This window comes from Aquabacter sp. DMC10 (assembly GCF_056314145.1).
This window is the reverse complement of sequence record NZ_JBQUYX010000007.1, coordinates 78,645-103,189: the sequence shown is the minus strand read 5'-3', so window position 1 is coordinate 103,189 and position 24,545 is coordinate 78,645. Positions and strand designations below refer to the sequence as shown.

Below are 24,545 nucleotides of genomic sequence, written 5' to 3'. Positions count from 1 at the left end.
GCGGCGGAAACGACATTCTGCCCACCTTTCCTGCCAGCGGCCGACCACGAGAGGAGGACGCCTTGCAGCAGCGACACGTCGTCTTCGTTGTCTTCCCCCAAGCGCTCCTGCTCGACCTGTCCGGCCCGCTGGCTGTGTTCGAGCTGTCCTGCGAGACCACCGATGGCGGGGTGCCGCCCTATCGGCTGACGGTGGCCTCCGCCGAGGGCGGGCTGGTGCGCACGTCCTGCGGCCTGGAGGTGATGAGCGCGCCGCTGTCCGGCGTCGGCGCGGTGGATACGCTGGTGATCGTGGGCGGGCCCGGCGTACACGAGGCGGCCCGCGAGCCGCGCCTCCTGGACTGGCTGGCCGCCCAGGCCGGCGGCATTCGCCGCCTCTGCTCGGTGTGCACGGGCACCTTCGTGCTGGCGGCCGCCGGGCTCCTGGATCGGCGGCGGGTGGTCACGCACTGGGGCTCCTGCCGCCTCCTGCAGGATCGGTTTCCCCAGCTGACCGTCTCGCCCGATGCCATCTATGAGCATGACGGCCCCATCTGGACCTCCGCCGGCGTGACCGCCGGCATCGACCTGGCGCTGGCCCTGATCGAGGATGATCGGGGCCATGCGGAAGCCATCCGGGTCGCCAAGCGGCTCGTGGTCTTTCTCAAGCGGGCGGGAGGGCAAACCCAATTCTCCGTGCCGCTCGCCCTCCAGGAGGCGGATGACGGGGGCTTCGAGGCGCTGCACAGCTGGATCAGCGATCACCTCGACCAGGACCTCCGTGTGGAAACGCTGGCGCAGCGCGTCTCCATGAGCCCGCGCACCTTCGCCCGCCTCTATGCGGCGCGCACCGGCCGCACGCCGGCCAAGGTGGTGGAGGAACTGCGCCTGGATGCCGCCCGCCGCGCCCTGGAGGAAACGCGGCAGTCCATCAAGGAAATCGCGGTGCGCTGCGGCTTTGCCGACGAGGAGCGCATGCGGCGCGCTTTCCGGCGGCGGCTGGGCGTGAACCCGCAGGATTACCGGGGCAAGTTCGGCGCCGCCGACCCCCGCGGTGGCGCTGAGGCGGATGGTCTGTCCGGCCGCGCGCGCTGAAGCACGTCCGAGCGAACGGGGGCATCGGTTCGCGGGAAGGACATGCGGTGAAACAAATGGAGAGAGCGCTGCGGCGTTTTCATGAGGCGCTGAAGCGCCCTTGGGACGCCTGGCTGCCAGCGCGCAGGACCTGTTAGGGCGCGGGCGAGAATTCCCGCTTCAGGCACTTCAGCGCGAAGGAGGAGCGGCTGTGCCGGATGCCCGGCACCTTGTAGAGCCGCTCCCGCAGGAAGCGCTCGTAGCCGGCGGTTCCGTCCACCGCCACCTTGATGAAATAGTCGTATTCTCCGGTGGTCAGGTAGGCCTCCAGCACCTCCGGCAGGTCGGCGAGGGCCTTGCCGAACTTCTGCAGCAGATCCTCGTCATGCCGGTCCAGCGTCACCTCGATGATGACGGTATCGCCGAGCCCGAGCTGCGCCTGGTTCAGCACCGCCACATAATTCTCGATATAGCCCGCCTCTTCCAACCGGCGCACCCGGGTCCAGCACGGGCTTGGCGAGAGGCCGACCTTCTCCGCCAGTTCGTTGTTGGTGAGCCGCGCCTGTTTGCGCAGGGCCCGCAGGATGCGCCGGTCTGTCTCGTCGAGGCCTCTGTCCTTCTGCATGGGATGCCTTTCGCGCACCAGCGGAGATGAGCAGAATAATCCGCCCGCCCTGGATAGAGCAGAACATCCTTCCGAACAAATACCTTACCAGCCGAAGAACGGGAGAAAATTATTGCAGGCAGTCGGTACGCTCTCCCGATACCGATAATGCGGGCGGGAGGATGGCCCCATGACGTATCGTCTTCGTCTCGAGGTCCAAAGCGTGGACGCCGCGATCCGCGCCCTCGACCTTCTCAACCGGCTCGACGTGCCCATGCTGGAGCTGGAAACGGCGCGGCAGCCGCACGGCTTTCTCGTCCATCTCGCCTTCGAGGCCCCCAGCGCCCAGGCGGCACGGCACATCGGCGTGCGCATCGCCCAATTGGTCGGTGTCATGGCGGCCGAAATGGCGCCGGCCCCGGCGGATGAGCAGGGCGAAGGCAGCCTGCCCGCCCACGACCGTCCGGCCTCCCTTGCCCCTGCCCTTCCGCCCCGCTGCTGACCGCGCAGATCCAGCGCTTCGAGGTCGCCCATGAACGAACGCACGCGCAACCTTCCCCGGCTCGACCTTCACATTCCCGAGCCCAGCCGTCGGCCCGGCGAGGCCCCGGATTTCAGCGACCTCGTCATCCCCGAGGCTGGCGCCCTGCCGCGGCCGGACATTTCGGCGGACGCCCACGAGATCCGCGACTTCGCATTCGGCCTGATCCGCGTCTTGGATGGAGAGGGCGCGGCGGTTGGCGCCTGGAACCCGCATCTGGACGCGCAGACGCTCCGACGTGGTCTGCGGGCCATGGTGCTGACCCGCGCCTATGACGAGCGCATGGTGCGCGCCCAACGGCAGGGGAAGACCTCCTTCTACATGAAATGCACCGGCGAGGAGGCGGTTGCGGTGGCGCAGGCCTTCGCCCTCAATCGCGGCGACATGTGCTTTCCCACCTATCGCCAGCAGGGCCTCCTGGTGGCGCGCGACTGGCCACTCGCCGACATGATGTGCCAGGTCTATTCCAATGCCGGCGACCGCCTGAAGGGCCGGCAGATGCCGGTCTTCTATTCCAGCAAGGAGGCCGGCTTCTTCTCCATTTCCGGCAATCTGGGCACCCAATACAGCCAGGCGGTGGGCTGGGCCATGGCCTCGGCCTACAAGGGCGACGACCGCATCGCCGCCGCCTGGGTCGGGGATGGCGCGACGGCGGAAGCCGACTTCCATCACGCACTCACCTTCGCCTCGGTCTACCGGGCGCCGGTGGTCTTGAACATCGTCAACAACCAGTGGGCCATTTCCAGCTTCCAGGGCATCGCGGGCGGCGAGGCCACCACCTTTGCCGCGCGCGGCCATGGCTATGGCCTGCCCGCGCTGCGCGTGGACGGCAATGATTTCCTCGCCGTCTATGCCGTCACCCGCTGGGCCGCCGACCGGGCGCGGACCAATCGGGGGGCCACCCTCATCGAGCTGTTCACCTATCGGGCCTCCGCCCATTCCACCAGCGACGATCCGAGCAAGTACCGGCCCTCGGGCGAGGAAAGCCTGTGGCCACTGGGCGATCCCATCGACCGGTTGCGCCAGCATCTGACATGTCTCGGCGAATGGTCGGACGAGCGCCACGCCGCGCTGGTGGAGGAGACGCGCGAGGAGGTGCGCCGGGCCGGGCAGGAGGCGGAGGCGCTGGGCACGCTGGGCTCAGGCCCCATGCACAGCCCGGCCACCATGTTCGACGACGTTTTCAAGGACATGCCCTGGCACCTGCGACGCCAGCGCCAGCAGCTTGGGGTATGACATGAGCGCGATGACCATGGTGCAGGCCATCAATTCCGCCCTCGACGTGATGCTGGGCGAGGACCCGGACGTGCTGGTGTTCGGCGAGGACGTGGGCTTCTTCGGCGGCGTCTTCCGCTGCACGCAGGGGCTCCAGGGCAAGCATGGCAAGAAACGGGTCTTCGACTCGCCCATCGCGGAAGGTGGCATCGTGGCCGCTGCCGTGGGCATGGGCGCCTATGGCCTGCGGCCCGTGGTGGAGATCCAGTTCGCGGACTACATCTATCCCGCCACCGACCAGCTCATCTCCGAGGCGGCGCGGCTGCGCTATCGCTCCGGCGGCGAGTTCACCGCCCCGCTCACCGTGCGTACGCCCTATGGCGGCGGCATCTTCGGCGGCCAGACCCACAGCCAGAGCCCGGAGGCCATCTTCGCCCATGTGTGCGGGCTGAAGACGGTCATCCCCTCCAACCCCTATGATGCCAAGGGCCTGCTCATCAGCGCCATCGAGGACGACGACCCCGTCATTTTCCTCGAACCCAAGCGCCTCTATCACGGCCCCTTCGACGGCCGCCACGATCAGCCGGTGACGCCCTGGGCGGACGATCCCCGCGCGGACGTGCCGGAGGGCCATTATCGCGTGCCGCTCGGCCAGGCGGCGGTGGTGCGGCCGGGGGCGGATGTCACCGTGCTCGCCTATGGCACCATGGTGCATGTGGCGCTCACCGCCGTCGCGGCGAGCGGCCTCGATGGCGAGGTGATTGACCTGCGCACCATCATGCCGGTGGACCTGGAGACCATCGTCGCCTCGGTGAAGAAGACCGGGCGCTGCGTCATCGTCCATGAGGCGACCCGCACCTGCGGCTTCGGCAGCGAATTGTCGGCCCTGGTGCAGGAGCATTGCTTCCATCATCTGGAGGCGCCCGTGGTCCGTGTCACCGGCTGGGACACGCCCTATCCCCATGCCTTGGAATGGCACTATTTCCCCGGCCCCGCCCGCGTCGCCGAGGCGCTTGCCCGCGTGATGGAGGACTGAGCCATGGCCCGCATCTCCTTCAAACTGCCCGACATCGGCGAGGGCATTGCGACCGCGGAAGTCACCGCCTGGCATGTGAAGGCCGGCGATCTCGTCCGCGAGGACGAACCCCTCGTGGACGTCATGACCGACAAGGCGACGGTGGAAATCTCCGCCCCCTTCACCGCCCGCGTGGTCGCCCTCAATGCCACGCCCGGCGAGACCGTGGCCATCGGCTGCGACCTGATCCTGTTCGAGACCGACCAGCCGGGGGACGCGACCGCCCAGGTGCCTTCCCCCGCGCCCCCGCCTTTGGCGCCTCCCGAAGCCTTGGCCGCGCCACCATCGCCCGTGTCACCGCCTGCTTCCGGTGCCGCCGGAGAACCGAGCCCGGCGTCCCCGCACGCCCCGCGCGCGCCGGCCTCGGCCGGCAAGTCCCCGCCGTCCGCAGCCTCAACACCTGCCCGCGCGCCGGGCGCGCGTCCGCTGGCGTCCCCGGCGGTACGGCAGCGGGCCTATGAGGCGGGGCTGCCGCTCCAGTTCGTCACCGGCACGGGGCCGGAGGGGCGCGTCACCCATGCCGATCTCGACCGTGCGCTTTCTGGCGGGGGTGCACGTCCCGCACCGGCGCCTCAGGACGTCGTGGAAGAGGTGCCCGTCATCGGCCTGCGCCGGCGCATTGCCGAGCGGATGCAGGACACCAAGCGGCGCATCCCCCATTTCTCCTATATCGAGGAGGTGGATGTCACCGCGCTGGAAGACCTGCGCGCCGCCCTCAATGCCCGCCACGGCAAGACGCGCCCGCGCCTCACCGTGCTGCCCTTCCTGGTGCGCGCCTTGGCGAAGGTGATGCCCGACTTTCCCGGCCTCAATGCGCGCTTCGACGACGAGGCCGGCATCCTCCGTCGCCATGCGGCGCTGCATGTGGGCATCGCCACCCAGACGCCGGCCGGCCTCGTCGTGCCCGTGCTGCGCCATGCGCAGGCGCTGGACCTGTGGGCCTGTGCCGCCGCCATCACCACCCTTGCAGAAGCGGCGCGGGAGGGGCGGAGCGCGCGGGAGGACCTGTCCGGCTCCACCCTGACCATCACCAGCCTTGGCGCGCTCGGCGGGCTTGCCACCACGCCCGTCATCAATGCGCCGGAAGTGGCCATTGTGGGCGTCAACAAGATCGCGGTCCGGCCCGTCTATCTGGAAGGCGCCTCTGGCGGCTTCGTGCCGCGCAAGATCATGAACCTCTCCTCCTCCTTCGACCATCGCGTGGTGGACGGCTTCGTGGCGGCGGAATTCGTGCAGCGGCTGCGGGGCTTCCTCGAACAGCCGGCCACCCTCTTCGTGGAGTGAGACATGACGACAGCATTGACCACCCGCCTGCTCGTCGTCGGCGGCGGGCCGGGGGGTTATGTGGCCGCCATCCGGGCAGGCCAGCTGGGCATCGAGACCCTTCTGGTGGACGAAGAGGGGCTGGGCGGCACCTGCCTGCAGCGCGGCTGCATTCCTTCCAAGGCTTTGATCGAGACGGCCTCTCGCTTCGCCCAGTTCACCGCCGCCGCCGAGGGGGCCGACCCGGCCGGCATCCGTGCCGGTGCCCCCAGCATCGACTTTCCCAAGGCGGTGGCCTGGAAGGATGGCATCGTCGCGCGCCTGTCCGGGGGTGTCGGCGCCCTGCTGCGCAAGGCGAAGGTGCGGGTGCTGGCCGGCCGCGCGGTGTTCTCCGATGCCAAGACCTGCACGGTTGAGACGGCGGAGGGGCGCGTGAAGGTCTCGGCCGAGACCGTGGTCCTCGCCACCGGCTCCGTGCCGGTGGAGGTGCCCGGCCTTCCGTTCGGCGGGGACATCCTGTCGTCCACCGAGGCGCTGGCCCTGAGCGAACTGCCGCGCCGGCTGGCGGTGGTGGGGGCCGGCTATATCGGGCTGGAACTGGGTGTCGCCTTTGCCAAGCTCGGTGTCTCCGTGACCGTGGTGGAGCGGCAGGATCGCATCCTCCCGCTCTATGACGCCAAGCTCACCGATCCCGTCCGCCGGTCCTTGGAGCGCCTCGGCGTCGACCTGCACCTCAGCGCGCGGGCGCTGGGCCATGACGGCGGCGTGCTCCGTGTGGAGACGAAGGACGGGACCCGCCTCGACATCCCCGCGGACAAGGTGCTGAGCACCGTCGGCCGCCGCCCGCGCCTGGAAGGCTTCGGGCTTGAGAGGATGGCGGTGGACGTCAAAGATGGGCGCATCCTGGTGGACGATCAGTGCCGCACCGCCATGCGCGGGGTCTTCGCCATCGGCGATGCGGTGGGCGAGCCTATGCTGGCGCACAAGGCCATGGCCCAGGGCGAGATGGTGGCGGAGATCGTCGCCGGCCATCGCCGCCGCTTCGATCCCGCCGCCATTCCCGCCGTCTGCTTCACCGACCCGGAAATCGTCGCCGTCGGCCTGTCGCCCGAGGAGGCCGGCGGGGCGGGCGAGGCCGTGGTCGGCACCTTCCCCTTCCTCGCCAATGGACGCGCCATGACGCTGGGCGCGGAAACCGGCTTCGTGCGGGTGGTGGCCCGGAAGGACGATCATGTGGTGGTGGGCGTCCAGGCGGTCGGCGCCCATGTGAGCGAACTGGCCACGGCCTTCGTGAATGCCATCGAGATGGGCGCGCGGCTGGAGGATGTGGCGGGCATGGTGCATGCCCACCCGACCCTCGGCGAAGCCTTCCACGAGGCGGCCCTGAGCGCGCTGGGGCACGCCCTCCACGCCTGAGCGGAGGCCACGCACGGCTTTGGTGGAGCGGGCGCCGCCGGCCAGTGGCGGCGCCCCTCGCTCTCAATCGATCTCGAACATCCCTTCCACTTCCACCGCCGCGTCCATGGGCAGCTCGGCCACGCCCACTGTCGCGCGCGCGTGCCGCCCGAGGTCCCCAAGGACCTCCACCATCAGGTCGGACGCGCCATTCATGATGGCGGCGAGGCCGGCATAGTCAGGCACGCAATTGATGAAGCCCCCGAGCCGTACGCAACGGGTGATCCTGCCGAGGTCGCCGTCGAGGGCGGCTTTCGCCTGGGCCAGGACGTTGATGGCGCACAGCCGGGCCGCGTCCTTCCCCACCGCCTCCGAAATCTGCGCGCCGAGCTTGCCCTGGTGGGCTGCGGCCAGCTTCCCGTCGGGACCGAAACAGATCTGGCCGGAGACGACCAGAAGGTGCCGGGTGACCACATAGGGCACATAATTGGCCACCGGCGCCGGTCCGGCGGGCAGGAGGACGCCAAGGGCGGCGAGCCTGGCTTCAATCGGGTTCATGGCACGCTCCAGCACGGTTTGGGGTGGCAGGCCGGCGGGCACGACCGGGCCTCCGCCCGTCCACGCCGGAAGCTGCGTTCAGGACGCGAGAAGCCGCTCCACCGCCCGCGCTAGCACCTGGACACCCAGGCGCAGGTCATCAGGCGACGTGTCTTCCAGATAGTGGTGGCTGATCCCATCGATGGACGGCACGAACAGCATGCCCACCGGCAGCAGCCGCGCGAGGATCTGGCTGTCGTGAATGGCCCCGCTGGGCAGCGCCTGCCATTTTCCCGGGCACAATTCCTCCGCCGCCTGGCGCAGGGCCGCCTGCATGCCCGCGTCGCAAGGAGAGGGATCGGAATGCCCGATCGCCTCCATCCGGACGGTGCAGCGCTCTCGCCGGTTGGCTTCCTGGCAGATGGCGCGCAGGCACTTTTCCATTGCCTCCAGAACGGCCGGGTCCAGGTCGCGGAACGAGAAATACAGCTCCGCGCGGCCTGGAATGATCTGCGGCGAATTGGGTTCCAGCGCGATCTTGCCGGTGGTCCAGACGCTGCGAGGGCCGCATACGCGCGGAAATTCCTGATCGATCGCCGCGAGGATGCGCACGGCCGTAAGCCCTGCATCCCGGCGTTCCGCCATGGTGGTTCCGCCGGTGTGATCCTGCTTGCCTTCGACGATGATCTTCCACTGCCGGATGCCGACGATGCCGGTGACAATGCCGATGCGCTCGCCCGCGCGCTCGAGCTGCGTGCCCTGCTCGATATGCAGTTCATAAGCGCCCTTGTAGCGCGCGGTCTCCAGTCGAAGGCGGGGGCGCCCCGCCAGCCCCACCCGCTCCAGGGCATCGCGCAGGGGGGCGCCGTCGTGGCGGTTGCGCGCGGCGTCCATGTCGGTCTCGTCAAACTGGCCGATGAGGCTGCGCGACCCGATGAAGTCGCCGAAATGGCCCTCCTCGTCGCAATAGGCACAGACGTCCACGGGCAGGCCGGCCCGCGCCAGCGCCAGCGCGGCGACGACACCGAGGGCGCCGTCGAGCCATCCGGCATGGTTCTGCGTTTCCAGATGGCTGCCGACCAGCACGAAGGGGCCCGGCCCGCGGTTGCGGCCCAAGACGTTGCCGATGCCGTCGAGGGTGGCCTCAAGCCCGATCGCCTCCATCTCCCGCACGAGCCACCGGCGGGTCTCCATGTCGTCGTCGCTGAAGGTGGGGCGGTGCACGCCGGTGTCGTTGAACCGGCCGATCTGGCGCAGCGTGTCCAGGTCCTGCAAGAAGCGCTCGGTATCGATGTGTGTCATGGGGCGTCCCGTTCCGCTGGCCTGCATTCCAGGTCCAGGCAGGTGTCTGGTCTTTGGGTGGTCGGTGAGGGAGGCGAGCGAGGTGCAATCCGCCCGGACGGTGGATCGCCCCAGCGGTTCAAGGCGGGGGGATGTGGCTCACCGGCGCGGCGGGCGTCGCGCCGTCATCATATTTGTGGCAGCGGACGGCGCGGTCCCCCAGGCGCAGGGTACGCGGGGCGTGCGCGCCGCAGACATCGAACGCATCCACGCATCGGGGGGCGAAGCTGCATCCCCGCGGCAGGGCGGCCAGGTCGGGCGGCGCGCCCGCGATGGTCCTCAGCCGCGTTCCCCTGGGCTGGCCGTGCACGGTCGCGTTCAGCAGGCCGAACGTGTAGGGGTGGCGCGGCTCATCCATCAGCGCCTCCACGGGCCCGGTTTCCACGAACCGGCCGGCATACATGACGGCGACGCGATCGGCCGTCTCGCAGGCGACGCCGAGATCATGCGTGACGATGATTGTCGCCATGCCCAGCTCCTTCTGAAGCTCGCGCAGCAGCAGCAGGATCTGGATCTGGACGGTGGCGTCGAGCGCGGTGGTCGGCTCGTCGGCCAGCAGCACCTTGGGGCGGCAGGCCAGCGCCATGGCGATCATGACGCGCTGACGCAATCCGCCCGAAAGCTCATGCGGATAGGCCGCCAGCCGCCGGCGGGCCGAGGGCACCTGCACCAGGTCCAGAAGCTCCAGCGCGCGCCGGTCCGCTGCGCCTTGGGACAGGCCTTCGTGGCAGACCACCGTCTCGGCGATCTGGCGCCCGACGGTGAAGACCGGGTCCAGCGCCGTCATGGGCTCCTGGAAGATCATGGCCACGCTCCGGCCGCGCAGGGCGCGCAGTCCTGGCTCGTCGAGCCGCAGCACATCCTGGCCGTCCACCATGACCTTGCCCGACAATCGCGCCGTGTCCGGCAGCAGGCGCATCAGGGACCGCAAGGTGACGCTCTTACCCGAACCGGACTCGCCCAGCAGGCACAAGGTTTCCCGCGGATGAAGGGTGAAGGACACGCCGCTGACCACCGGCAGGTCGAGGTCGCGGGAGACGAACCTCACGTAAAGATCGTCCACGACGACAACGGGGTCCGCATTCTCTTGGGGGAGGATTGTCACGCTGCGCTCGCCTCATATTGGGAGCTCGCGTGCCGCGCGTGGCAGGCAACCGCATGGCCGCTGTCGTCCGACACCGGCGCGAGCGATGGAACATGTTCAGCGCAGATCCGGCGCGCCAGGGGGCAGCGGGTGCGAAACCGGCAACCGCTCGGCGGCGAGATCGGATTGGGCGGATCGCCGGTGAGCGGCGGGGCGCTGCGGCGCAGGCGCGGGTTCTGTGTCGGCCGCGAGGCGAGCAGTGCCTGCGTGTAGGGATGGCTTGGCTGCGCGAACACGCGGCCGACGGGACCGATTTCCACGACCTTTCCCAGATACATCACGAGGACGCGGTCGCTGATATACTGAACAACCGACAGGTCGTGGGAAATGAAAAGATAGGTCAGCCCGAGGTGGGCCTTCAATTCCTCAAGCAGGTTCAGGATCTGCGCTTCAAGGGACTTGTCGAGCGCCGACACGGATTCGTCGAGGATGAGGATCTCGGGCCCAAGGGCGAGCGCGCGGGCGATGTTGACGCGCTGACGCTGGCCGCCAGACAGCTCGTGCGGATAGCGCTGCGCGAACATTCCCGGCGTCAGCCCCACCATGTCCAGCGTCCGGCGGGCCTGGGCCTTGGCCTCGGCGCCGGCGGCCCCCGCGGCCCGCAGGCCGAACCCAATGGAATCCTCGATCGTCAGGCGCGGATTGAGCGAGGCGTGGGAATCCTGAAAGACCATCTGCATCCTGCGCCGGGCGTGCCGCACACGCATGCCGGCGGGGTCGCCGATGGCCCGGCCGGCAAGCACCACCTGCCCGCTGTCCGGCACCACCAGATGCATGAGCAGGCGGGCGGTCGTCGACTTGCCGCAGCCGGACTCGCCGACGATGCCCAGCGTCTCTCCGGCCGCGACCTGGAAGTCCACGCCATCCACTGCCTGCACCCAGGCCTGGGGCCGCCCCAGCAGGCCGCCCTTGATGGGAAAATGCTTGCGCAGCCCGCGCACGGCGAGGATCGGCCCGGCCGGTGCACCGCGACCATCGTGCGGACCGTCCCGCGGCTCCGGCGCATCTTCGAGCATCTTGCGAGGATTAAAGCGCATGGCCATGGCTCTATTGCTTGACGTCCATCGCGGCGCGCAGCCCCTCGCTCATGAGGTTGAAGCACATCGAGGTGACGAAGATCATCAGACCGGGGAGGATGGCGTTGGTGGGCGCGATGTAGATCGCCTGCCGCAGGGCGTTGAGCATCAACCCCCATTCCGGCTCCGGTGGCGTCACGCCCAGTCCAAGGAAGGACAGGCCCGAGGCCAGCACGATGGACACGGAGATGAGGCTGGACGCGTAGGAGACGATGGGGGCGGACACGTTCGGAATGATGTGGTCGCGCACCACCCTCCAGTCCGAGGCGCCGGTGGCCAGCGCCGCCTCCACATAATCCTGGCCGCGGATCTGCAGGGTGATGCTTTCCGCCACCCGTGCCAGCGGCGGCACAAAGACAAGGACGAGCGAGAAGATCGTATTGCCAAGCCCTGCCCCGAGCACACCGGCAATAGCCACCGCCAGGAGAACGGAAGGAAACGCATAGAACACATCGATCACGCGCATGATGACCATGTTCCAGATGCCGCCGGCATAGCCGGCGATGACGCCCAGCAGGCCGCCGATCACCGTGGCGATCACCACCGGGGACATGCCCATGACCAGGGAGAGGCGGGCGCCCCAGATCAGGCGGGAGAGAATGTCGCGCCCCAGTTTATCGGTGCCGAGGGGATAGCCGGGCGCGCCGATGGGGAGCAGCCGCCGCACCATGCTGGTGCGATAGGGATCATGAGGCGCCACATAAGGGGCGAAGATCGCAGCCAGGATGATCGCCAGGATGACGGCGGCACAGACCATGGTGACGGGATCACGCAGGAGCCGGCGCCCCACATTGTTCCAGAAGCTCCGGGAGGGCGGCCGACGCCCGACGGCGACGACGTCGACCTTTGTGCTTGCCAGAGTGCTCATCTCACGTCCGCTTGATGCGAGGGTCGACCATCGCCTGCGCGATGTCGATGAGAAGATTCACCACCACGAAAATCATCGCGAGGGTCAGGATTGTGCCCTGCAAGACTGGAAGATCGCGGCTGAAGATTGCGTTGTTCAGCAGAAACCCCGTGCCCGGCCAGGCGAATACGGTTTCCACCAGGATCGACCCGCCCAGCAGCTGCGCGAGCTGCAGCCCCATGATGGCGAGCACCGGCGGAAGGGCGTTTCGCACGATGTGGACGAAGATGCGCCGCGGTGGCAGGCCCTTGGCCGTCAGTGTCTGCACGAACTCCTGCTTGCGCACGTCGGCCACCGTGCCGCGCACCGACCGCGCGATGATGCTGCCGGGAATGACCGCCAGGGCCACCGCCGGCAGGATGAGATGCCGGAGGTCCGCCCAGTCGAGGCTGAATCCCCCGGTGCCACCGCCCCCCATGCCCGTGGCGGGCAGCAGGTTCAGGTTCACGGCGAAGACGATCACCAGGACAATGCCGAGCCAGTAATGGGGGATCGAGACCCCGGAAATAGCGACGGCGGTCACCACCTTGTCCTTCGCCGTCCCCGCCGCATAGCCGGCGATGAGCCCCAGCGCGGTTCCCGCCACAAAGCCCATGGCAATGGCCGCGCCGCCGAGGATCAAGGTGTTGCTCGCGGCGGTCATCACCTCGTCGAGGACGGGCCTCCGGTTCACGATGGAGAGGCCGAAGTCGCCGTGCAGGACGAGACCCAGCCACCTGAGATATTGCACCACCAGCGGCTGGTCGAAGCCATAGGCCTCCCTGACCTGGGCGATCATCTCCGGGGACGCGCCCTCGGGCAGGACCGCGGAGAGCGGGTCGCCGGGCGAAATATGGATCAGCGCGAAGCAGACGATCGAGACGCCAAGGGCGATCGGAACCGTAAACAGGATACGGCGCAGGGCATAGATGAACATCGGCGTGGTCTCGCCTCTGCTTAGTTGACGGTCACCGGCGTGAGGTCCTGGTACCAGCTTTGCGCCTGGACAAAGCCTTTAACCCCGGGCGCAAGGGCGCGCGGATTGAGGTCATGCACCACCCAGATCCACATGGAGTCATTCACGATGACTTCGTGCAGGCGCGCGAGCAGCGCGTTCTGCTTGGCGGGATCGAACTCCTCTTTCGCCGCTCTCCCGAGCCGCTCGGCCTCGGGGTTGCGATAATTGCCCCAATTGAAGCCGGTCGCCTTCATGAATTCGGTGGAAGGACCGATGAGCCCGATGTCCGGGTCCCAGAAGGCCCAGGAATTGTTGATGCCACCGCGCCCCTTGTTCTCGGGCGCCCCTGCCCCCAGGCGGCGGCGCGTGCGCAGGGCTTCCCAGTCCAGCACCTCAAACTCCACGTCGATGCCAACGTCGCGCAGGTTCTCCTTGATGAACTCGTTCATGGGCATGGGCTGGATCTGCCCGGACCCCGAGGGGGCGATGATGATCCTGACCTTGAGCGGCTTTGCCTCGCTGTAGCCGGCCTGCTTGACCAGCGCGCGCGCCGCATCCGGGTCGTAGACGATGTCGAAGCTGGGCTTGCCGAACCAGGGGTGCCCGGGATTGACCATTCCCTTGGCGGGGGCCGCCAGCCCGCCCAACAGCTTGACAAGGCCCTCCCGGTCGATGGCGAGGTTCACGGCCTTGCGGATGCGCACGTCCTTGAAGGGGGACTCCTCTTCAAAGCTCAGCATGTACGGCCAGACATGCGGATACACATTGGTGAGGATCTGCATCTGGCTCTGCTTCAGGCGCGGGATGGAATCCGGCGGAGGCGCCTCGACCCAGTCCACCTGCCCCGACAGGAGCGCCGCCACCCGGGCATTGGCATCCGGCATCGGCAGCAGAACCAGGCGATCGGCCTTCGGCACGCGCCCCTTGTCCCAGTAAGCGGGGTTGCGCACCAGCTCGGCGCGCTCACGGGGCTTGAAGGAGGTCAGTTTCCAGGGCCCGGTTCCCGATGGCTGCTCGGCGAACTTGCCCCAGTTCCTGCCCACGGCCTCCCACTGCGCGGGGCTGGACATGAACACGTTGGCGAGCCCATAGGGCAGCACGGCATCGGGGACGCGGGTGGTGATCTCCACCGTCAGATCGTCGATCTTGCGCCAGGAGGCGAGGCTGCCGGTGTAAAGGCTGCCCTGGCTGGCTTGCGCCGGATCGAATTGAGCGGCGCTCTTGGTGAGCAGCTTCTCGAAGTTCCAGATGACGGCATCGGCATTGAAGTCCGACCCGTCATGAAACGTCACCCCCTTGCGCAGCCTGAAGGTCCAGACGCGCGTGTCCTGCGGACTGATCTCCCAGCTTTCGGCAAGGCCCGGGACGATTTCGGAGGCCACATCGCTTCTGGAGAGATCCCACCGTGTCAGCCCGTCATAGACGGTCAGGCCGATGAAGCGGATGCCTTCCACGCCTTGGCTGGGCTGGCCGGTTGTGAGCGGAATGTCGCTGGCACTCATCGCAACGCGGATCGTGCCAGGCTTTGCCTGCGCGAAGGCGGGTCGGTCGCCGCGCACCGCGGCTCCAAGCCCGATAGAACCGCTGGCCAATATCTTCAGGGCGGATCGCCGTGTGAGAGCCATGTCATTCTCCTGGAAGGTATGTCTTGAAAGGCCTTGTGCGGCCGGAAGCCTGACGACTTGCGCGTCATTGAGCTCTTGGAGGCGGACACGCCCCCGCGGGACCGCCACGCGTTGCCGTGGGGCCGAGGCGGTCCGTCTATTCTTGAAAAAGACAGGTTTCTTAAAAAAGACAGGTCTATATCGTCACGAGATGTATTCAGCTGGAGCGGAGCGCGCTCCAGATGTCATGATCTTTTTCTTACTGATCCCCAGTATCCGCAAGAGCCCGCTTCGGCTTTGATGTCTTGTGCCGCGCGGCCTCCAGAAGAAGGCCGATGGCCCAGGCGGATGCCTCTCCCGCCTCGCGGCCCTCCAGGTTCCAGTGGTCCTTCATGATCTGCCACGCCGACGTGGTGAACAGGAGATGGACCACCGCCTCCAGATAAGCCTTTTCCTTCGGGCTCAAGTGCTGGCTGACATTCTTCAGGCTCTTGCGAAACGCGGCCTGGCGCGCCTTGTTGTCCCGCAGCCGGACCTCGCGGCCGGCAACGGAGACGTTCAGGGCGTGCACCGTCCCGCTGTTGCGCTCGAGGGCCTCGAACAGGCTCGGCGGCAGGTGGACGAGATCAGCCTCGCAGGTCGGCCACACCGGTACGCCCAGCCGCTCATTCGTGCGCGACAGGAAGGCGTCGAGAAGCGCCTCCTTGTCCTTGAAGTAACGGAAGATCGTGCGCCTGCTGACGCCCGCCTCCCTGGAGAGATCGTCAAACGAGAATGCGGCGTCCGGCTGCCGCTCGAAGATCGCCCTGACAGCCTCGAGGATGCGCTCGCGCGTCACCCTCGCCTGCTCGTCGCGCAGCGACACCCGGCCCGTTTGTGGCACTTCCGAGATACTCATGACACTATGAGTGTCACATTTATCCGTGCCCCGCAAGGGCTGTTGCGACTGCCATCTTTCTCCATCTCATACGCACGATGGGCGAGGCCGCTCTCCCCGCCGTCCCGCAGAATGCGATGGGGCGCCTGGCGCTACAGCATCCTGGACAATTCGGCGCTGATCCGTTGGGCGGTTTCACGCACCAGCCGTCCGCAGAGTTCGTGGCGCCGTTCGTCGTGCCGGTAGACCGGCATGCTGATGCTGACCGCTCCAATGGGCTCTCGCGAACGGTTGAAGATCGGACTGCCGAAACAGCGGATGTCCGGCTCGTTTTCCTCGTCATCGAACGCAAATCCGCGCTCGCGCGTCCGCTTCAATTCCTCCAGCAACGCTGCGGGCGTTGTGAACGTCTTGGTGGTGTGACGCTTCAGGTCGAGGCCCTTGAGAACGTCCTGGAGCCGCTGATCGGGCAGCCCGGACAGCCACGCCTTGCCGACGGACGTGGAGTGAAGTTCCACCTGGCCGCCAATACTGGTCTTCATCTGCACCCGGTTGGAGCCGACCAGCTTGTCGATGTAGACCATCCGGTTGTTGCTGGGCACCGCAAGATGCACGGTCTCGTCCGTTGCGTCGCGGAGCGACACAAGGAAGTCCCTGGCGATTGTCCGCAGGTCGGAGTCTTCCCACGTTTTTGCGGCAAACTGGAGGAGACGTGGCCCCAGGCGGAAGGTGCCATTCTCGCCGGCCTGCGTGACGAGCCCCTCCGCGATGAGCGCCGAAACAAGGCGATAGACCGTGCCCCGGGGAAACGGCGCGCGCTTTGTCAGTTGGGCAATGTTCAACGCTCCGGGGGCCTCGGCGATGATCTGCAGCACCGCCATGAACTTCGAGAACGAGGCCGCTCCTTGCACGTGATTGGGCGCTCCAGCATCGCCCTCGTCCTCACGCTCACTCTGGGTCACGGAAACACCTCGCCAGGTTGACAACCGAACATTGCGGCACTACAAAACTTGGGCAAACTGTCCACATTGTAGTCAATGTTCTTCTTCGGTTCTAGCCGTGTGACCGAGGAGGATCAACGGCAAACTCTCAAGCGCCGAATGTGAATGGATGGACCCTTCCACGCCTTCCGCAAGAGAAGGCGGGGAGTTCATGGTGGGAGGAAGCACATGTCCAAAAAAGGCTACTGGGTTGCGATGGTCGACATTGCAGACCACGAGGGATACAAAGAATACATTGCTTTGAATAAGGCGGCGTTCGACAAATACGGGGCCGCCTTTGTTGTTCGTGCCGGCCAGAGCCAGGTGATGGAAGGCCCGGACGCGAACCGCCTGGCCGTCATCGAGTTCAAGGACTACGAGACCGCGCTCGCCTGCTACAAGTCTCCCGAGTATCAAAGGGCGATAAAGGCCCGCGAGAAGCATGCCAAGGTGCATCTGGCCGTGGTGGAAGGTGTCTGACACCGGACGAATTGCCTGGGGCCTCCTGTCATACGGACGGGAGGACTATTCGCCTTTAACCTGCGCGCAGTTCGACCGGAACCGTTAAGTGGGCCTTGCCCACCCAGCCTGCTGGACGTGCTCGGCTCAAAACCTCCGGCCCCTCGGTGAAGTGCGGCGAACGTCGCATGCGCGCACAACCTTTGTGAGCGGCCATGTCTTCAGCGTTGCATTGGCTATTCAAAGCGTTTGACGTCTTCGTCGTCATCGGGATGGCGATCATCAGCCTCCTGATCTTTACAAACGTTGTCCTGCGCTATGGCTTCAGCTCAGGCATTCCGTTTGCCGTTGAGGTGTCCCGCGTCATCCTCGTCTGGGTCATCTTCATGGGGTCCGTGGTGGCTCTGGCCAAGGGCGCGCATCTCGGCGTCGAGTCCCTGGTGGTCCGCCTGCCGCGACGGGCGCGTTTCGTCTGCTTTCTTCTCTCCTACGGCTTGATGCTTTGGTGCTGCTGGCTCTTGGGAGAAGGCAGTTGGTCGCTCACTGTCATTGAGTGGGACAATGTCCAGGCACTGTCAGGGATTCCCGTCGGTGCCATCTATGCCGCGGGGTTCGTCGCCGCGATCCTGATGGCGCTCGTTCTCCTTCTTGATCTTTGGCGCGCGTTGCGCGGCATCCTGCCAGCCCCCTGGTCGGGCGTGGAGCATGTTGAGCCGCTACCGATCGTGCTCCCGGCGCGCGCTTCGGAGGAAACACCATGAGCGGCGTGGTCTTTATCGTTTCCCTCCTGGCTGCCATGGGCATCGGCATTCCCATTGCCTTCGCCCTGATGCTGTCGGGCGTTGCGATGATGCTCCTGATGGGCAACCTGGATGCCAACATCCTGGCGCAACGCCTGGTCAATGGCGCGGACAGCTATCCGCTGATGGCGATCCCCTTCTTTCTCATCGCCGGCGAACTCATGAACGCCGGCGGCCTCTCCCGCCGCATCGTGAACGTGGCATTGGCGCTCGTCGGTCACATCCGGGGTGGCCTTGGCTACGTGGTCATCGGCACGGGCCTGATCCTTGCCAGCGTCTCCGGCTCGGCCATCGCGGATACCGCGACGCTTGCGGTGATGCTCGTCCCGCTCATGCGGGATGGCGGCTACCACATGGGTCGCGCCTCCGGCCTGATGGCGGCGACGGGCATTATCGCTCCCGTCATCCCGCCATCGGTGGGGTTCATCATCCTGGGTGTCACCGCAAACATTTCCATCGTCGGCCTGTTCTTCGCCGGGATCGTGCCAGGGGTGATGATGGGGCTCAGCCTCATGGTCGCCTGGTGGTTCCTCTCCAAAAAGGAGACGGCGACGGTTCGCCTCAAACTGCCGCGCCGGGATCTTCCCAAAACCATCATGACCGCCGGCTGGGCGTTGATGATGCCGGTCATCATTCTTGCGGGACTGCGGTTCGGCCTGTTCACACCCACGGAGGCCGGCGTTGTTGCCGCCGCCTATGCCTTGTTCGTGGGGCTGTTTGTCTATCGCGAGCTGACACCGCGGGCGCTCTATGACTCCCTGCTGGCAGCCGGGCGCCTGACGGCGGTCATCATGCTGCTGGTGGCCGCCTCCGCGATCTCCGGCTTCATGCTGACCATCTCCAACATGCCGGCCCAGCTCGTCAGCACCCTCCAACCCTTCATCGCCTCGCCGATCCTGCTGATGGGTATGATCGTCATCGCGGTCTTCATCGTCGGCACGGCGCTCGACTTTGCACCCTCCATCACCATCCTGGCGCCCATCCTCATGCCGTTGGTCAAGGCGGCCGGGATCGACCCGGTTTACTTCGGGGTCATCTTCATGATGGTCAACGCGGTCGGCCTGATCACACCTCCGGTCGGGACAGTCCTGAACACGGTGTGCGGGATCAGCGGCGTTTCCATGGAGGCGGCAACGAAGGGCGCCATGCCCTACCTTGTGGCCCAGATGCTGCTCATTTTGCTGCTGGTTCTGTTCCCGGCCCTGGTGACCACGCCAGCGAGCTGGCTCCACTGAGGGTCGAACCGACGAGAGCACGTGCCGATCTGATGCCATCGCATCAGATCGGCAACGTTCTCTATCAGGCTCCAGGCGTTGAAGTGCCCATCCCTGACGGCCCTCGGGGAGGCGGGACGGGGACGGCGGCAGCCCCCTGACGCGGGAGTTGTGGGGGGAGGGTCAACCCAATGGCAGCACCGCCCCCTGCCCCCCCCTGTCACCTCGCGCCGGCGCGCGTTACAGCCCGCCGGCGACCGTGATCAAGGTGCCCGTCATGAACCCCGAGCCGGGAGATGCGAGCATTAGGGCTGAGCGCGCGATGTCCTCCGGCTCCGCGATGCGCCCCATGGGCGTGATCGCGGCAATCCGCGCCGGGCGCTCGGGATTGCCCCCGTGCGTATGGATCCGCGTGTTGGTGGTCCCGACGCGGATGGCGTTGACACGGATGCCCTCCGGCGCCAGCTCCTTGCCCGCGCCGAAGGTGATGGATTCCACGGCCCCCTTGGTGGCGGCATAGTGGACATATTCGTTGGGGCTGCCGAGGGCGGCGGCCAGGGACGACATGTTCACGATCGTCCCGCCTGCGCCTCCCTTGCGCGTGGACATGCGCGCCACGGCCTCCTGGATGCCGTACATGACGCCGAAGACGTTGATCCGGAAGGCGGTTTCCAGCACCTCAGGCCGCAGGTCTTCAATTCGTCCGGCCGTCCCGATGATCCCGGCATTGTTGACGAGGCAGGTCACTCTTCCGAGATCCTCGTCGCAGGCTCTGAACAGCGCCTTTATGTCCTCTCTCTTGCCCACGTCGCCCTGGACAGCAATGGCCCGAGCGCCCACGGCCCTGCACGCCGCGACGACTTCGGACGCGGCGGCGCTGTCCGAGAGATAGTTGATGCAAACATCGTATCCCTCGGCGGCGAACAGCCGGGCCGTTGCGGCACCGATGCCGTGGCTTGCGCCCGTCACGATTAGGATCGGTCTCACGGGACTGCCTCCTCGGTCCTTGTCCGGGGCGTTCTCGGCTTAGAGCCGGATCCGATCACACTGGATCGTCATGCGACCCGATGGTTGGTGAATCCGTCTCTTTTCAAAGTGATAGAGGGCGATTCACCACTCAGATTGTTTCAATCTGAGTGGATCGCGCTCTAGAAAACGGCCTCGAGGATCGCGGCATAGTCTTCCTTGGACAAGGACCGCGGATTGGTCGGATGACTGTGGTCTGCAAGGGCACGCTCACACACCCAATCGATGACGTGGCGCGGCACCCCAAGCTCGGACAGTTTCGGTGTGATGTTCAAACGACGGTTCAGATCGTCCAGCGCGTCTGCCAGGGTTGTGGCTTCAAGCCCCGCCAGGCCTTCGAGGTGGCGGACCTTCTCGGCCACGGCCTCGACTTCCACATTCCAGCGAAGGACGGTCGGCATCAGGATGGCGTTGAGCGTTCCATGATGCAGCTTGGCCTCCTTGAGCCCGCCCAGGGCATGGCTCAGCGCATGGACGGCGCCCAGTCCCTTCTGGAAGGTCAGGCCGCCTTCCAGGGCGCCCATCATAAGCTCGGTCCGCGCCTCCACGTTCCCGCCATCGGCATAGGCAACAGGCAACGCCTTCCAGATGCGCGTGAAGCCATCGGTGGCGATCGCCTCGGCGGGCGGGTTGAAGCGGGGCGACAGGTAGGTTTCGATGCAGTGCGACAGCGCGTCGAGACCCGTGGAGGCCGTCAGGCCCGCAGGCAGACCCAGTGTCAGGGCGGGGTCACAGATCGCCCTGCGGGGGATCAGGAATGGGCTGATGAAGCCGAGCTTTCGGCCGTCATCCAGCGTAATCAGCGCCGCTCGCCCCACTTCGGAGCCCGTGCCAGCCGTGGTCGGGATGGCCACGAGCGGCGCAACTGCGCTGGTGATGCGGGCGACGCCGCCCAGAATGGCCGCATAGCGCTCCAGTTCGCCGTCATGGGTGGCGAGCAGCGCCACGCCCTTGGCGAGGTCAATGGGCGATCCCCCGCCGATGGCCACGACGCCATCGCAGCCGCCTTGCCGGTACAGGTCAAGACCAGCCGCAACGGCGCTTTCCGTGGGGTTGGTGGGAACATCCAGGAAGGCGGGCGCCGAACTCAGGAAGGCAAAGCCGGGGCGGTCGAGCAGGCCGGCCGCCTTGATGCCGTGGTCGCTGATGACCAGCGGGCGGGATATGCCGAGTTCGCGCAGGGTTTCCGACAGCGTATCCGACGCCCCCAGCCCAAAACTGATGTTTGTAAGGTAGGTTATGGTATGCACGCTGCCGCCCTCCCCTGATAGTCCGCCCACCTGCATCGCTACAGCCATCGCTGCATACGGCATGGCGGTGTTGAGCCGACGCATACGAACGTACGACGATCAGCGCTTTCTGCCCATTATATGGACATGATGTCCATAAAAATGCATGGGGAAGTCTGGCCTTGTCAAGCCACCGCCTCCGGCTTGCGGCGATCCCCCGGCCCCTTCGCGCTGCGGCCGGCCAGCACTCGCTGCCCCCTAAGGCAGCCGGCCCCAAGTCTAAGAGGCGGCGAGGACGCGTTGACAATCGGGCCTCTGTCTGACCAAAATATCATATTGGACATTATGCCCACATTGTGGTCATCGATTATCGGCTTGGGTCAGGGCCGAGGGATACTTGGCGTGATCTTGACGGCGGCCGGTTCTCGCACGGGCGGGCCATGGGTTTAGCGACCTTGGCGGTGGAGGAGAGCGTCGGCCAATGTGGTCCGGCGTGACGCCCATCGCCAATTCGGACGGGCGGATGACACGACCGTCGGCGCCATCTTCAAACGGGGAGGCCATGACAGCGAACGGGCTCTTCACGTCAGCGGAGAAGACGCGGTGCAGATCTTCTTGGCCGATGTGTCCAAGCAACTGCCACGCTCCCGTCTTGACGACAGTTTCGGCCCTTTTGAACTTTAAGAAAAAATCCAGTGGGAGGTAAAGCTATGAAAATAAAGATTCTGACGGCAGCACTTCTGGGCGTTCTCCTGGCCAATGCTCCGGCCATGGCTCAAAATCCGCGCCTGGGATATGTGCCAGTCGACGATCATCCGGTTGGGCAAGCTTCACGCCATTTCGCGAAGCTGGTGGCGGAGAAGACCGGCGGCCGCATCAAGATCGATACATTCGGCAATGGCCTGCTCGGAAGCGAGCCCGAAATGCAGGCCTCGGTTCAGGCCGGTTTCATCGACATCATGGTGGGCCCGACGCCCAATCTGGTTGGCGTCGTCCCCCAGTTCATGATCTTCGACCTTCCGTTCTTCTATAAGGACTTTGCCGCGGCAGATGCCGTGATGGATGGCGCGGTCGGCGAAAAGCTGTTTGCACAACTGAAGGAAAAGACCGGTATCGTGGGGCTGGCCTGGTGGGACAACGGCTTCCGTCACATGACCAACGCCAAACGTCCCGTCAACACAGTGCAGGATATGGCAGGGCTCAATATCCGGGTCATACCTAATCCGCTGTTTATCGCAACCTGGAAGGCCCTCGGGACAAATCCGACGCCCCTTCCTTGGCCAGAACTTTACAGCGCCCTGGAAAATCGCGCCGTCGACGCTCAGGAATCGCCCTACGCCCTGATCTACACCGCACGGCTCTATGAGGTGCAGAGCTACCTCGCCAAGACCGGGCACGTCTATACGCCGTTTGTTCTTCTTGCCAGCCGCAAATGGTTTGGAAGTCTTTCCGACAAGGACAAGGCGTCGGTCATAGAAGCGGCCAAGGAATCGGCCGCCTTCCAACGGGACCTTTCGCGCAAGGCGGCAGAACAGCTGGAGGGCGAGCTCCAGGCGAAGGGCTTCAAGATTACCCGCCCCACGCCTGAAGCGCTGGCAACCATGAGCGAACGCGTTGCACCTGTGGTGACAGAGTACAGCCAGAAGATCGGGCTCGACCTTGTCGAGCAAGCGCGCGCCGCCATGGCCGCCGGTGCCAAGCCGAAAGGATGACATCTGTGGTGCCGGAGCCGGTTCACCGGCCCCGGCGCCGCTGCGCAGAGCCAGCCGGAGCGCGGACCATCAGACCGCACCGCCATCGACGCGATGGAGGCGCCCTGGAGCGGCCTTACCCGCAAGCGGGTTCGCGGCGTCAGTGGAGCAAGAGAGGGGCCGAAGCCTTTGTTCCAAAAGCGTGGCGCTCTTGGTGGCACGCAGGTGGTCGAGGGGTGGTTTTCCGTATCGCTGGGGGCGGCAACCGGACGTGGCGCTGCCCTCACTGAGGCGCGAGCAGGCAGCGCTGAGGCATGGAGAAGGCTGAGGCATGGAGAAGATGGCGTCGCAGCGCGACAATTTCAATTCGTGTGAAACCACGGTGGCAGCTTGAAGGACGAGTCGCAGAACGGCTCGGGCGCGATGAGCGCCGGCGGGTCATCCGGGCCACGAAGCTGGTAGAACAAGTGGGGCAGGCCCATGGAAGGATCGCGCGTCAGGTCCGGATAGGGCATGGCGGCCTGCCACTGGGGATGATAGCGGATGGTGCCCGACACCCCCCGATAGGGCAAGGACAGCAAGATGTCGGCGATCCGCCGGTTCTGCTCGTGCGCGCCGGCCCCTCCGGCGGTTCCGCCCGCGACGGCCGCGGCAATGGCATAATGGTGGAGCGCGTTATAGGTCTGGCAGCCGATCTCCGGCGTCGCCGACGCTCCAAAGCGCGCCTTGTAGCGCTTGAAAAAGCTCCATCCCATGTCGTCGCGCAGGAGGCCCACCACCGTCCCGACGATCGTCCCGCGCGCCTTTTCGCCGACGAGTTCGAAAAAGGTGCGGTGCAGGGCGCCGTATTGCAGATAAAGCAGGGCCGGCAGCGGGTCGCTCATGAACTGCAGATGGAAGCGGGCGAGATCGCCCGAATGGAAATGCGTCATGGCGAGAACCGCGGGGTCCGCGGCGCGGATTTCGTCCAGCAGGGGACGCCAGTCGGCGGGCAGGCGCCGCAGGATTCTCGGGCGGAAGACGGGGCTCCAGCCGAACTCCTCCGCCGCCTGCATCATCGCATTGGCAATGACGATGCTGTAGGGCTTCGGGCCGGAGACGATGGCGATGCGGTTGCTCGCCGGCTGCCACTGCCCGCAGCCGCGCAGCCACGACAGAAACTTGATGAAGCCCTGACCATACCAGTATTCCGCAGGGTCCGCCATGAAGCACCCGAAGTAACGATCCGGGTCGCTCATGACGGTGTCGTGATGCTGCAGCAGGGTATTATGATGAATATAGATGATGCCGGCGTCGGCGACCGGCTCGTATTCAGAATTCTGCGCGCCGATGTTATAGCCGGCAAAGATGGCGTGCACGCCCTTGGAAATCAGTTGACGCGCCGCCCGCACGGTTTCGGCGGCGGTCTGGTTGCCGGTGTCGACCAGGATAGGGGCGAGATGGCGCCCGAGGATGCCGCCGCGGCGGTTTATCTCCTCGCAGGCGAGGGTGATCCCGTTGCTGAACTCCCGGCCATCGCTCGCGGCGGTGCCGGTCAACGGCACCATGCCGCCGATGGGGATTGTGGTATCGCTCATA

23 protein-coding genes are annotated in these 24,545 nt (G+C 66.2%); 10 read left to right on the top strand and 13 right to left on the bottom strand.

Going from position 1 to position 24,545, the window contains the following annotated elements; all coding sequences use genetic code 11:
• Positions 1 to 62: 62 nt before the first annotated feature.
• Positions 63 to 1,073 (top strand): GlxA family transcriptional regulator, encoded by a 1,011-nt coding sequence (locus tag ACT54L_RS18440; RefSeq protein WP_476087083.1) that lies wholly within the window; start codon positions 63 to 65, stop codon positions 1,071 to 1,073.
• A 133-nt stretch (positions 1,074 to 1,206) separates the two neighbouring features.
• Here the strand turns inward: ACT54L_RS18440 and ACT54L_RS18435 are convergent, their stop codons facing one another.
• The gene (locus ACT54L_RS18435) at positions 1,207 to 1,677 is read right to left on the bottom strand and encodes an Lrp/AsnC family transcriptional regulator (protein ID WP_274774065.1); all 471 of its coding nucleotides are present in this window, start codon (positions 1,675 to 1,677) and stop codon (positions 1,207 to 1,209) included.
• A 169-nt stretch (positions 1,678 to 1,846) separates the two neighbouring features.
• On the opposite strand from ACT54L_RS18435, the gene ACT54L_RS18430 reads away from it, so the two are divergent.
• From ACT54L_RS18430 to lpdA, 5 genes are read left to right on the top strand one after another with little or no spacing between them, the layout of a single operon-like run.
• Positions 1,847 to 2,158 (top strand): hypothetical protein, encoded by a 312-nt coding sequence (locus ACT54L_RS18430; protein ID WP_476087082.1) that lies wholly within the window; start codon positions 1,847 to 1,849, stop codon positions 2,156 to 2,158.
• A gap of 30 nt (positions 2,159 to 2,188) precedes the next feature.
• Positions 2,189 to 3,433 carry a thiamine pyrophosphate-dependent enzyme gene (locus tag ACT54L_RS18425; RefSeq protein WP_476087081.1) on the top strand — a complete coding sequence of 415 codons (1,245 nt, stop codon included), beginning with the start codon at positions 2,189 to 2,191 and terminating at the stop codon, positions 3,431 to 3,433.
• A 1-nt stretch (position 3,434) separates the two neighbouring features.
• Positions 3,435 to 4,448, top strand: a complete 1,014-nt coding sequence (locus ACT54L_RS18420; protein WP_476087080.1) for an alpha-ketoacid dehydrogenase subunit beta — start codon at positions 3,435 to 3,437, stop codon at positions 4,446 to 4,448.
• A 3-nt stretch (positions 4,449 to 4,451) separates the two neighbouring features.
• Positions 4,452 to 5,771, top strand: coding sequence for a dihydrolipoamide acetyltransferase family protein (locus ACT54L_RS18415; protein WP_476087079.1), 1,320 nt, complete (start codon positions 4,452 to 4,454; stop codon positions 5,769 to 5,771).
• A 3-nt stretch (positions 5,772 to 5,774) separates the two neighbouring features.
• Positions 5,775 to 7,166: a dihydrolipoyl dehydrogenase gene (gene lpdA / locus ACT54L_RS18410; protein ID WP_476087078.1), complete on the top strand. Its 1,392-nt coding sequence runs from the start codon at positions 5,775 to 5,777 to the stop codon at positions 7,164 to 7,166.
• A gap of 63 nt (positions 7,167 to 7,229) precedes the next feature.
• On the opposite strand, the gene ACT54L_RS18405 is transcribed toward lpdA, so the two are convergent.
• The 9 genes from ACT54L_RS18405 to ACT54L_RS18365 form a co-directional block, all read right to left on the bottom strand.
• Complete coding sequence (locus ACT54L_RS18405; protein ID WP_476087077.1) at positions 7,230 to 7,703, bottom strand: RidA family protein; 474 nt, start codon at positions 7,701 to 7,703, stop codon at positions 7,230 to 7,232.
• A gap of 78 nt (positions 7,704 to 7,781) precedes the next feature.
• Positions 7,782 to 8,984 (bottom strand): hydantoinase/carbamoylase family amidase, encoded by a 1,203-nt coding sequence (locus ACT54L_RS18400; protein ID WP_476087076.1) that lies wholly within the window; start codon positions 8,982 to 8,984, stop codon positions 7,782 to 7,784.
• A gap of 118 nt (positions 8,985 to 9,102) precedes the next feature.
• Positions 9,103 to 10,128, bottom strand: coding sequence for an ABC transporter ATP-binding protein (locus ACT54L_RS18395; RefSeq protein ID WP_476087075.1), 1,026 nt, complete (start codon positions 10,126 to 10,128; stop codon positions 9,103 to 9,105).
• Positions 10,125 to 11,204: an ABC transporter ATP-binding protein gene (locus ACT54L_RS18390; protein ID WP_476087296.1), complete on the bottom strand. Its 1,080-nt coding sequence runs from the start codon at positions 11,202 to 11,204 to the stop codon at positions 10,125 to 10,127. The genes ACT54L_RS18395 and ACT54L_RS18390 overlap by 4 nt, the downstream gene beginning before the upstream one ends.
• Before the next feature lie 10 nt (positions 11,205 to 11,214).
• Positions 11,215 to 12,111, bottom strand: a complete 897-nt coding sequence (locus ACT54L_RS18385) for an ABC transporter permease (RefSeq protein ID WP_476087074.1) — start codon at positions 12,109 to 12,111, stop codon at positions 11,215 to 11,217.
• Between the two features lies 1 nt (position 12,112).
• Positions 12,113 to 13,066, bottom strand: coding sequence for an ABC transporter permease (locus ACT54L_RS18380; protein ID WP_476087073.1), 954 nt, complete (start codon positions 13,064 to 13,066; stop codon positions 12,113 to 12,115).
• A gap of 20 nt (positions 13,067 to 13,086) precedes the next feature.
• Positions 13,087 to 14,712 (bottom strand): ABC transporter substrate-binding protein, encoded by a 1,626-nt coding sequence (locus tag ACT54L_RS18375; protein WP_476087072.1) that lies wholly within the window; start codon positions 14,710 to 14,712, stop codon positions 13,087 to 13,089.
• Positions 14,713 to 14,950: 238 nt separating this feature from the next.
• Positions 14,951 to 15,556 carry a TetR family transcriptional regulator gene (locus ACT54L_RS18370; RefSeq protein ID WP_476087071.1) on the bottom strand — a complete coding sequence of 202 codons (606 nt, stop codon included), beginning with the start codon at positions 15,554 to 15,556 and terminating at the stop codon, positions 14,951 to 14,953.
• A 164-nt stretch (positions 15,557 to 15,720) separates the two neighbouring features.
• Complete coding sequence (locus ACT54L_RS18365) at positions 15,721 to 16,530, bottom strand: IclR family transcriptional regulator (protein WP_476087070.1); 810 nt, start codon at positions 16,528 to 16,530, stop codon at positions 15,721 to 15,723.
• A gap of 207 nt (positions 16,531 to 16,737) precedes the next feature.
• Between ACT54L_RS18365 and ACT54L_RS18360 the strand changes: the two genes are divergently transcribed.
• The 3 genes from ACT54L_RS18360 (at position 16,738) to ACT54L_RS18350 (ending at position 19,042) form a co-directional block, all read left to right on the top strand.
• On the top strand, positions 16,738 to 17,028 hold the full coding sequence (locus tag ACT54L_RS18360; protein WP_476087069.1) for a DUF1330 domain-containing protein: 291 nt from the start codon (positions 16,738 to 16,740) through the stop codon (positions 17,026 to 17,028).
• 194 nt (positions 17,029 to 17,222) lie between these two features.
• Positions 17,223 to 17,768 (top strand): TRAP transporter small permease, encoded by a 546-nt coding sequence (locus ACT54L_RS18355; protein ID WP_476087068.1) that lies wholly within the window; start codon positions 17,223 to 17,225, stop codon positions 17,766 to 17,768.
• Positions 17,765 to 19,042: a TRAP transporter large permease gene (locus ACT54L_RS18350; protein ID WP_476087067.1), complete on the top strand. Its 1,278-nt coding sequence runs from the start codon at positions 17,765 to 17,767 to the stop codon at positions 19,040 to 19,042. The genes ACT54L_RS18355 and ACT54L_RS18350 overlap by 4 nt, the downstream gene beginning before the upstream one ends.
• A 219-nt stretch (positions 19,043 to 19,261) precedes the next feature.
• On the opposite strand, the gene ACT54L_RS18345 is transcribed toward ACT54L_RS18350, so the two are convergent.
• Positions 19,262 to 19,990 carry an SDR family oxidoreductase gene (locus ACT54L_RS18345; RefSeq protein WP_476087066.1) on the bottom strand — a complete coding sequence of 243 codons (729 nt, stop codon included), beginning with the start codon at positions 19,988 to 19,990 and terminating at the stop codon, positions 19,262 to 19,264.
• A 179-nt stretch (positions 19,991 to 20,169) separates the two neighbouring features.
• On the bottom strand, positions 20,170 to 21,297 hold the full coding sequence (locus ACT54L_RS18340) for an iron-containing alcohol dehydrogenase (protein ID WP_476087295.1): 1,128 nt from the start codon (positions 21,295 to 21,297) through the stop codon (positions 20,170 to 20,172).
• Between the two features lie 689 nt (positions 21,298 to 21,986).
• Between ACT54L_RS18340 and ACT54L_RS18335 the strand changes: the two genes are divergently transcribed.
• Positions 21,987 to 22,988 carry a TRAP transporter substrate-binding protein gene (locus tag ACT54L_RS18335; RefSeq protein ID WP_476087065.1) on the top strand — a complete coding sequence of 334 codons (1,002 nt, stop codon included), beginning with the start codon at positions 21,987 to 21,989 and terminating at the stop codon, positions 22,986 to 22,988.
• A 341-nt stretch (positions 22,989 to 23,329) separates the two neighbouring features.
• On the opposite strand, the gene ACT54L_RS18330 is transcribed toward ACT54L_RS18335, so the two are convergent.
• A complete protein-coding gene (locus ACT54L_RS18330) occupies positions 23,330 to 24,544 on the bottom strand; it encodes an ABC transporter substrate-binding protein (protein ID WP_476087064.1) in 1,215 nt (404 codons plus the stop codon).
• Position 24,545 lies beyond the last annotated feature (1 nt).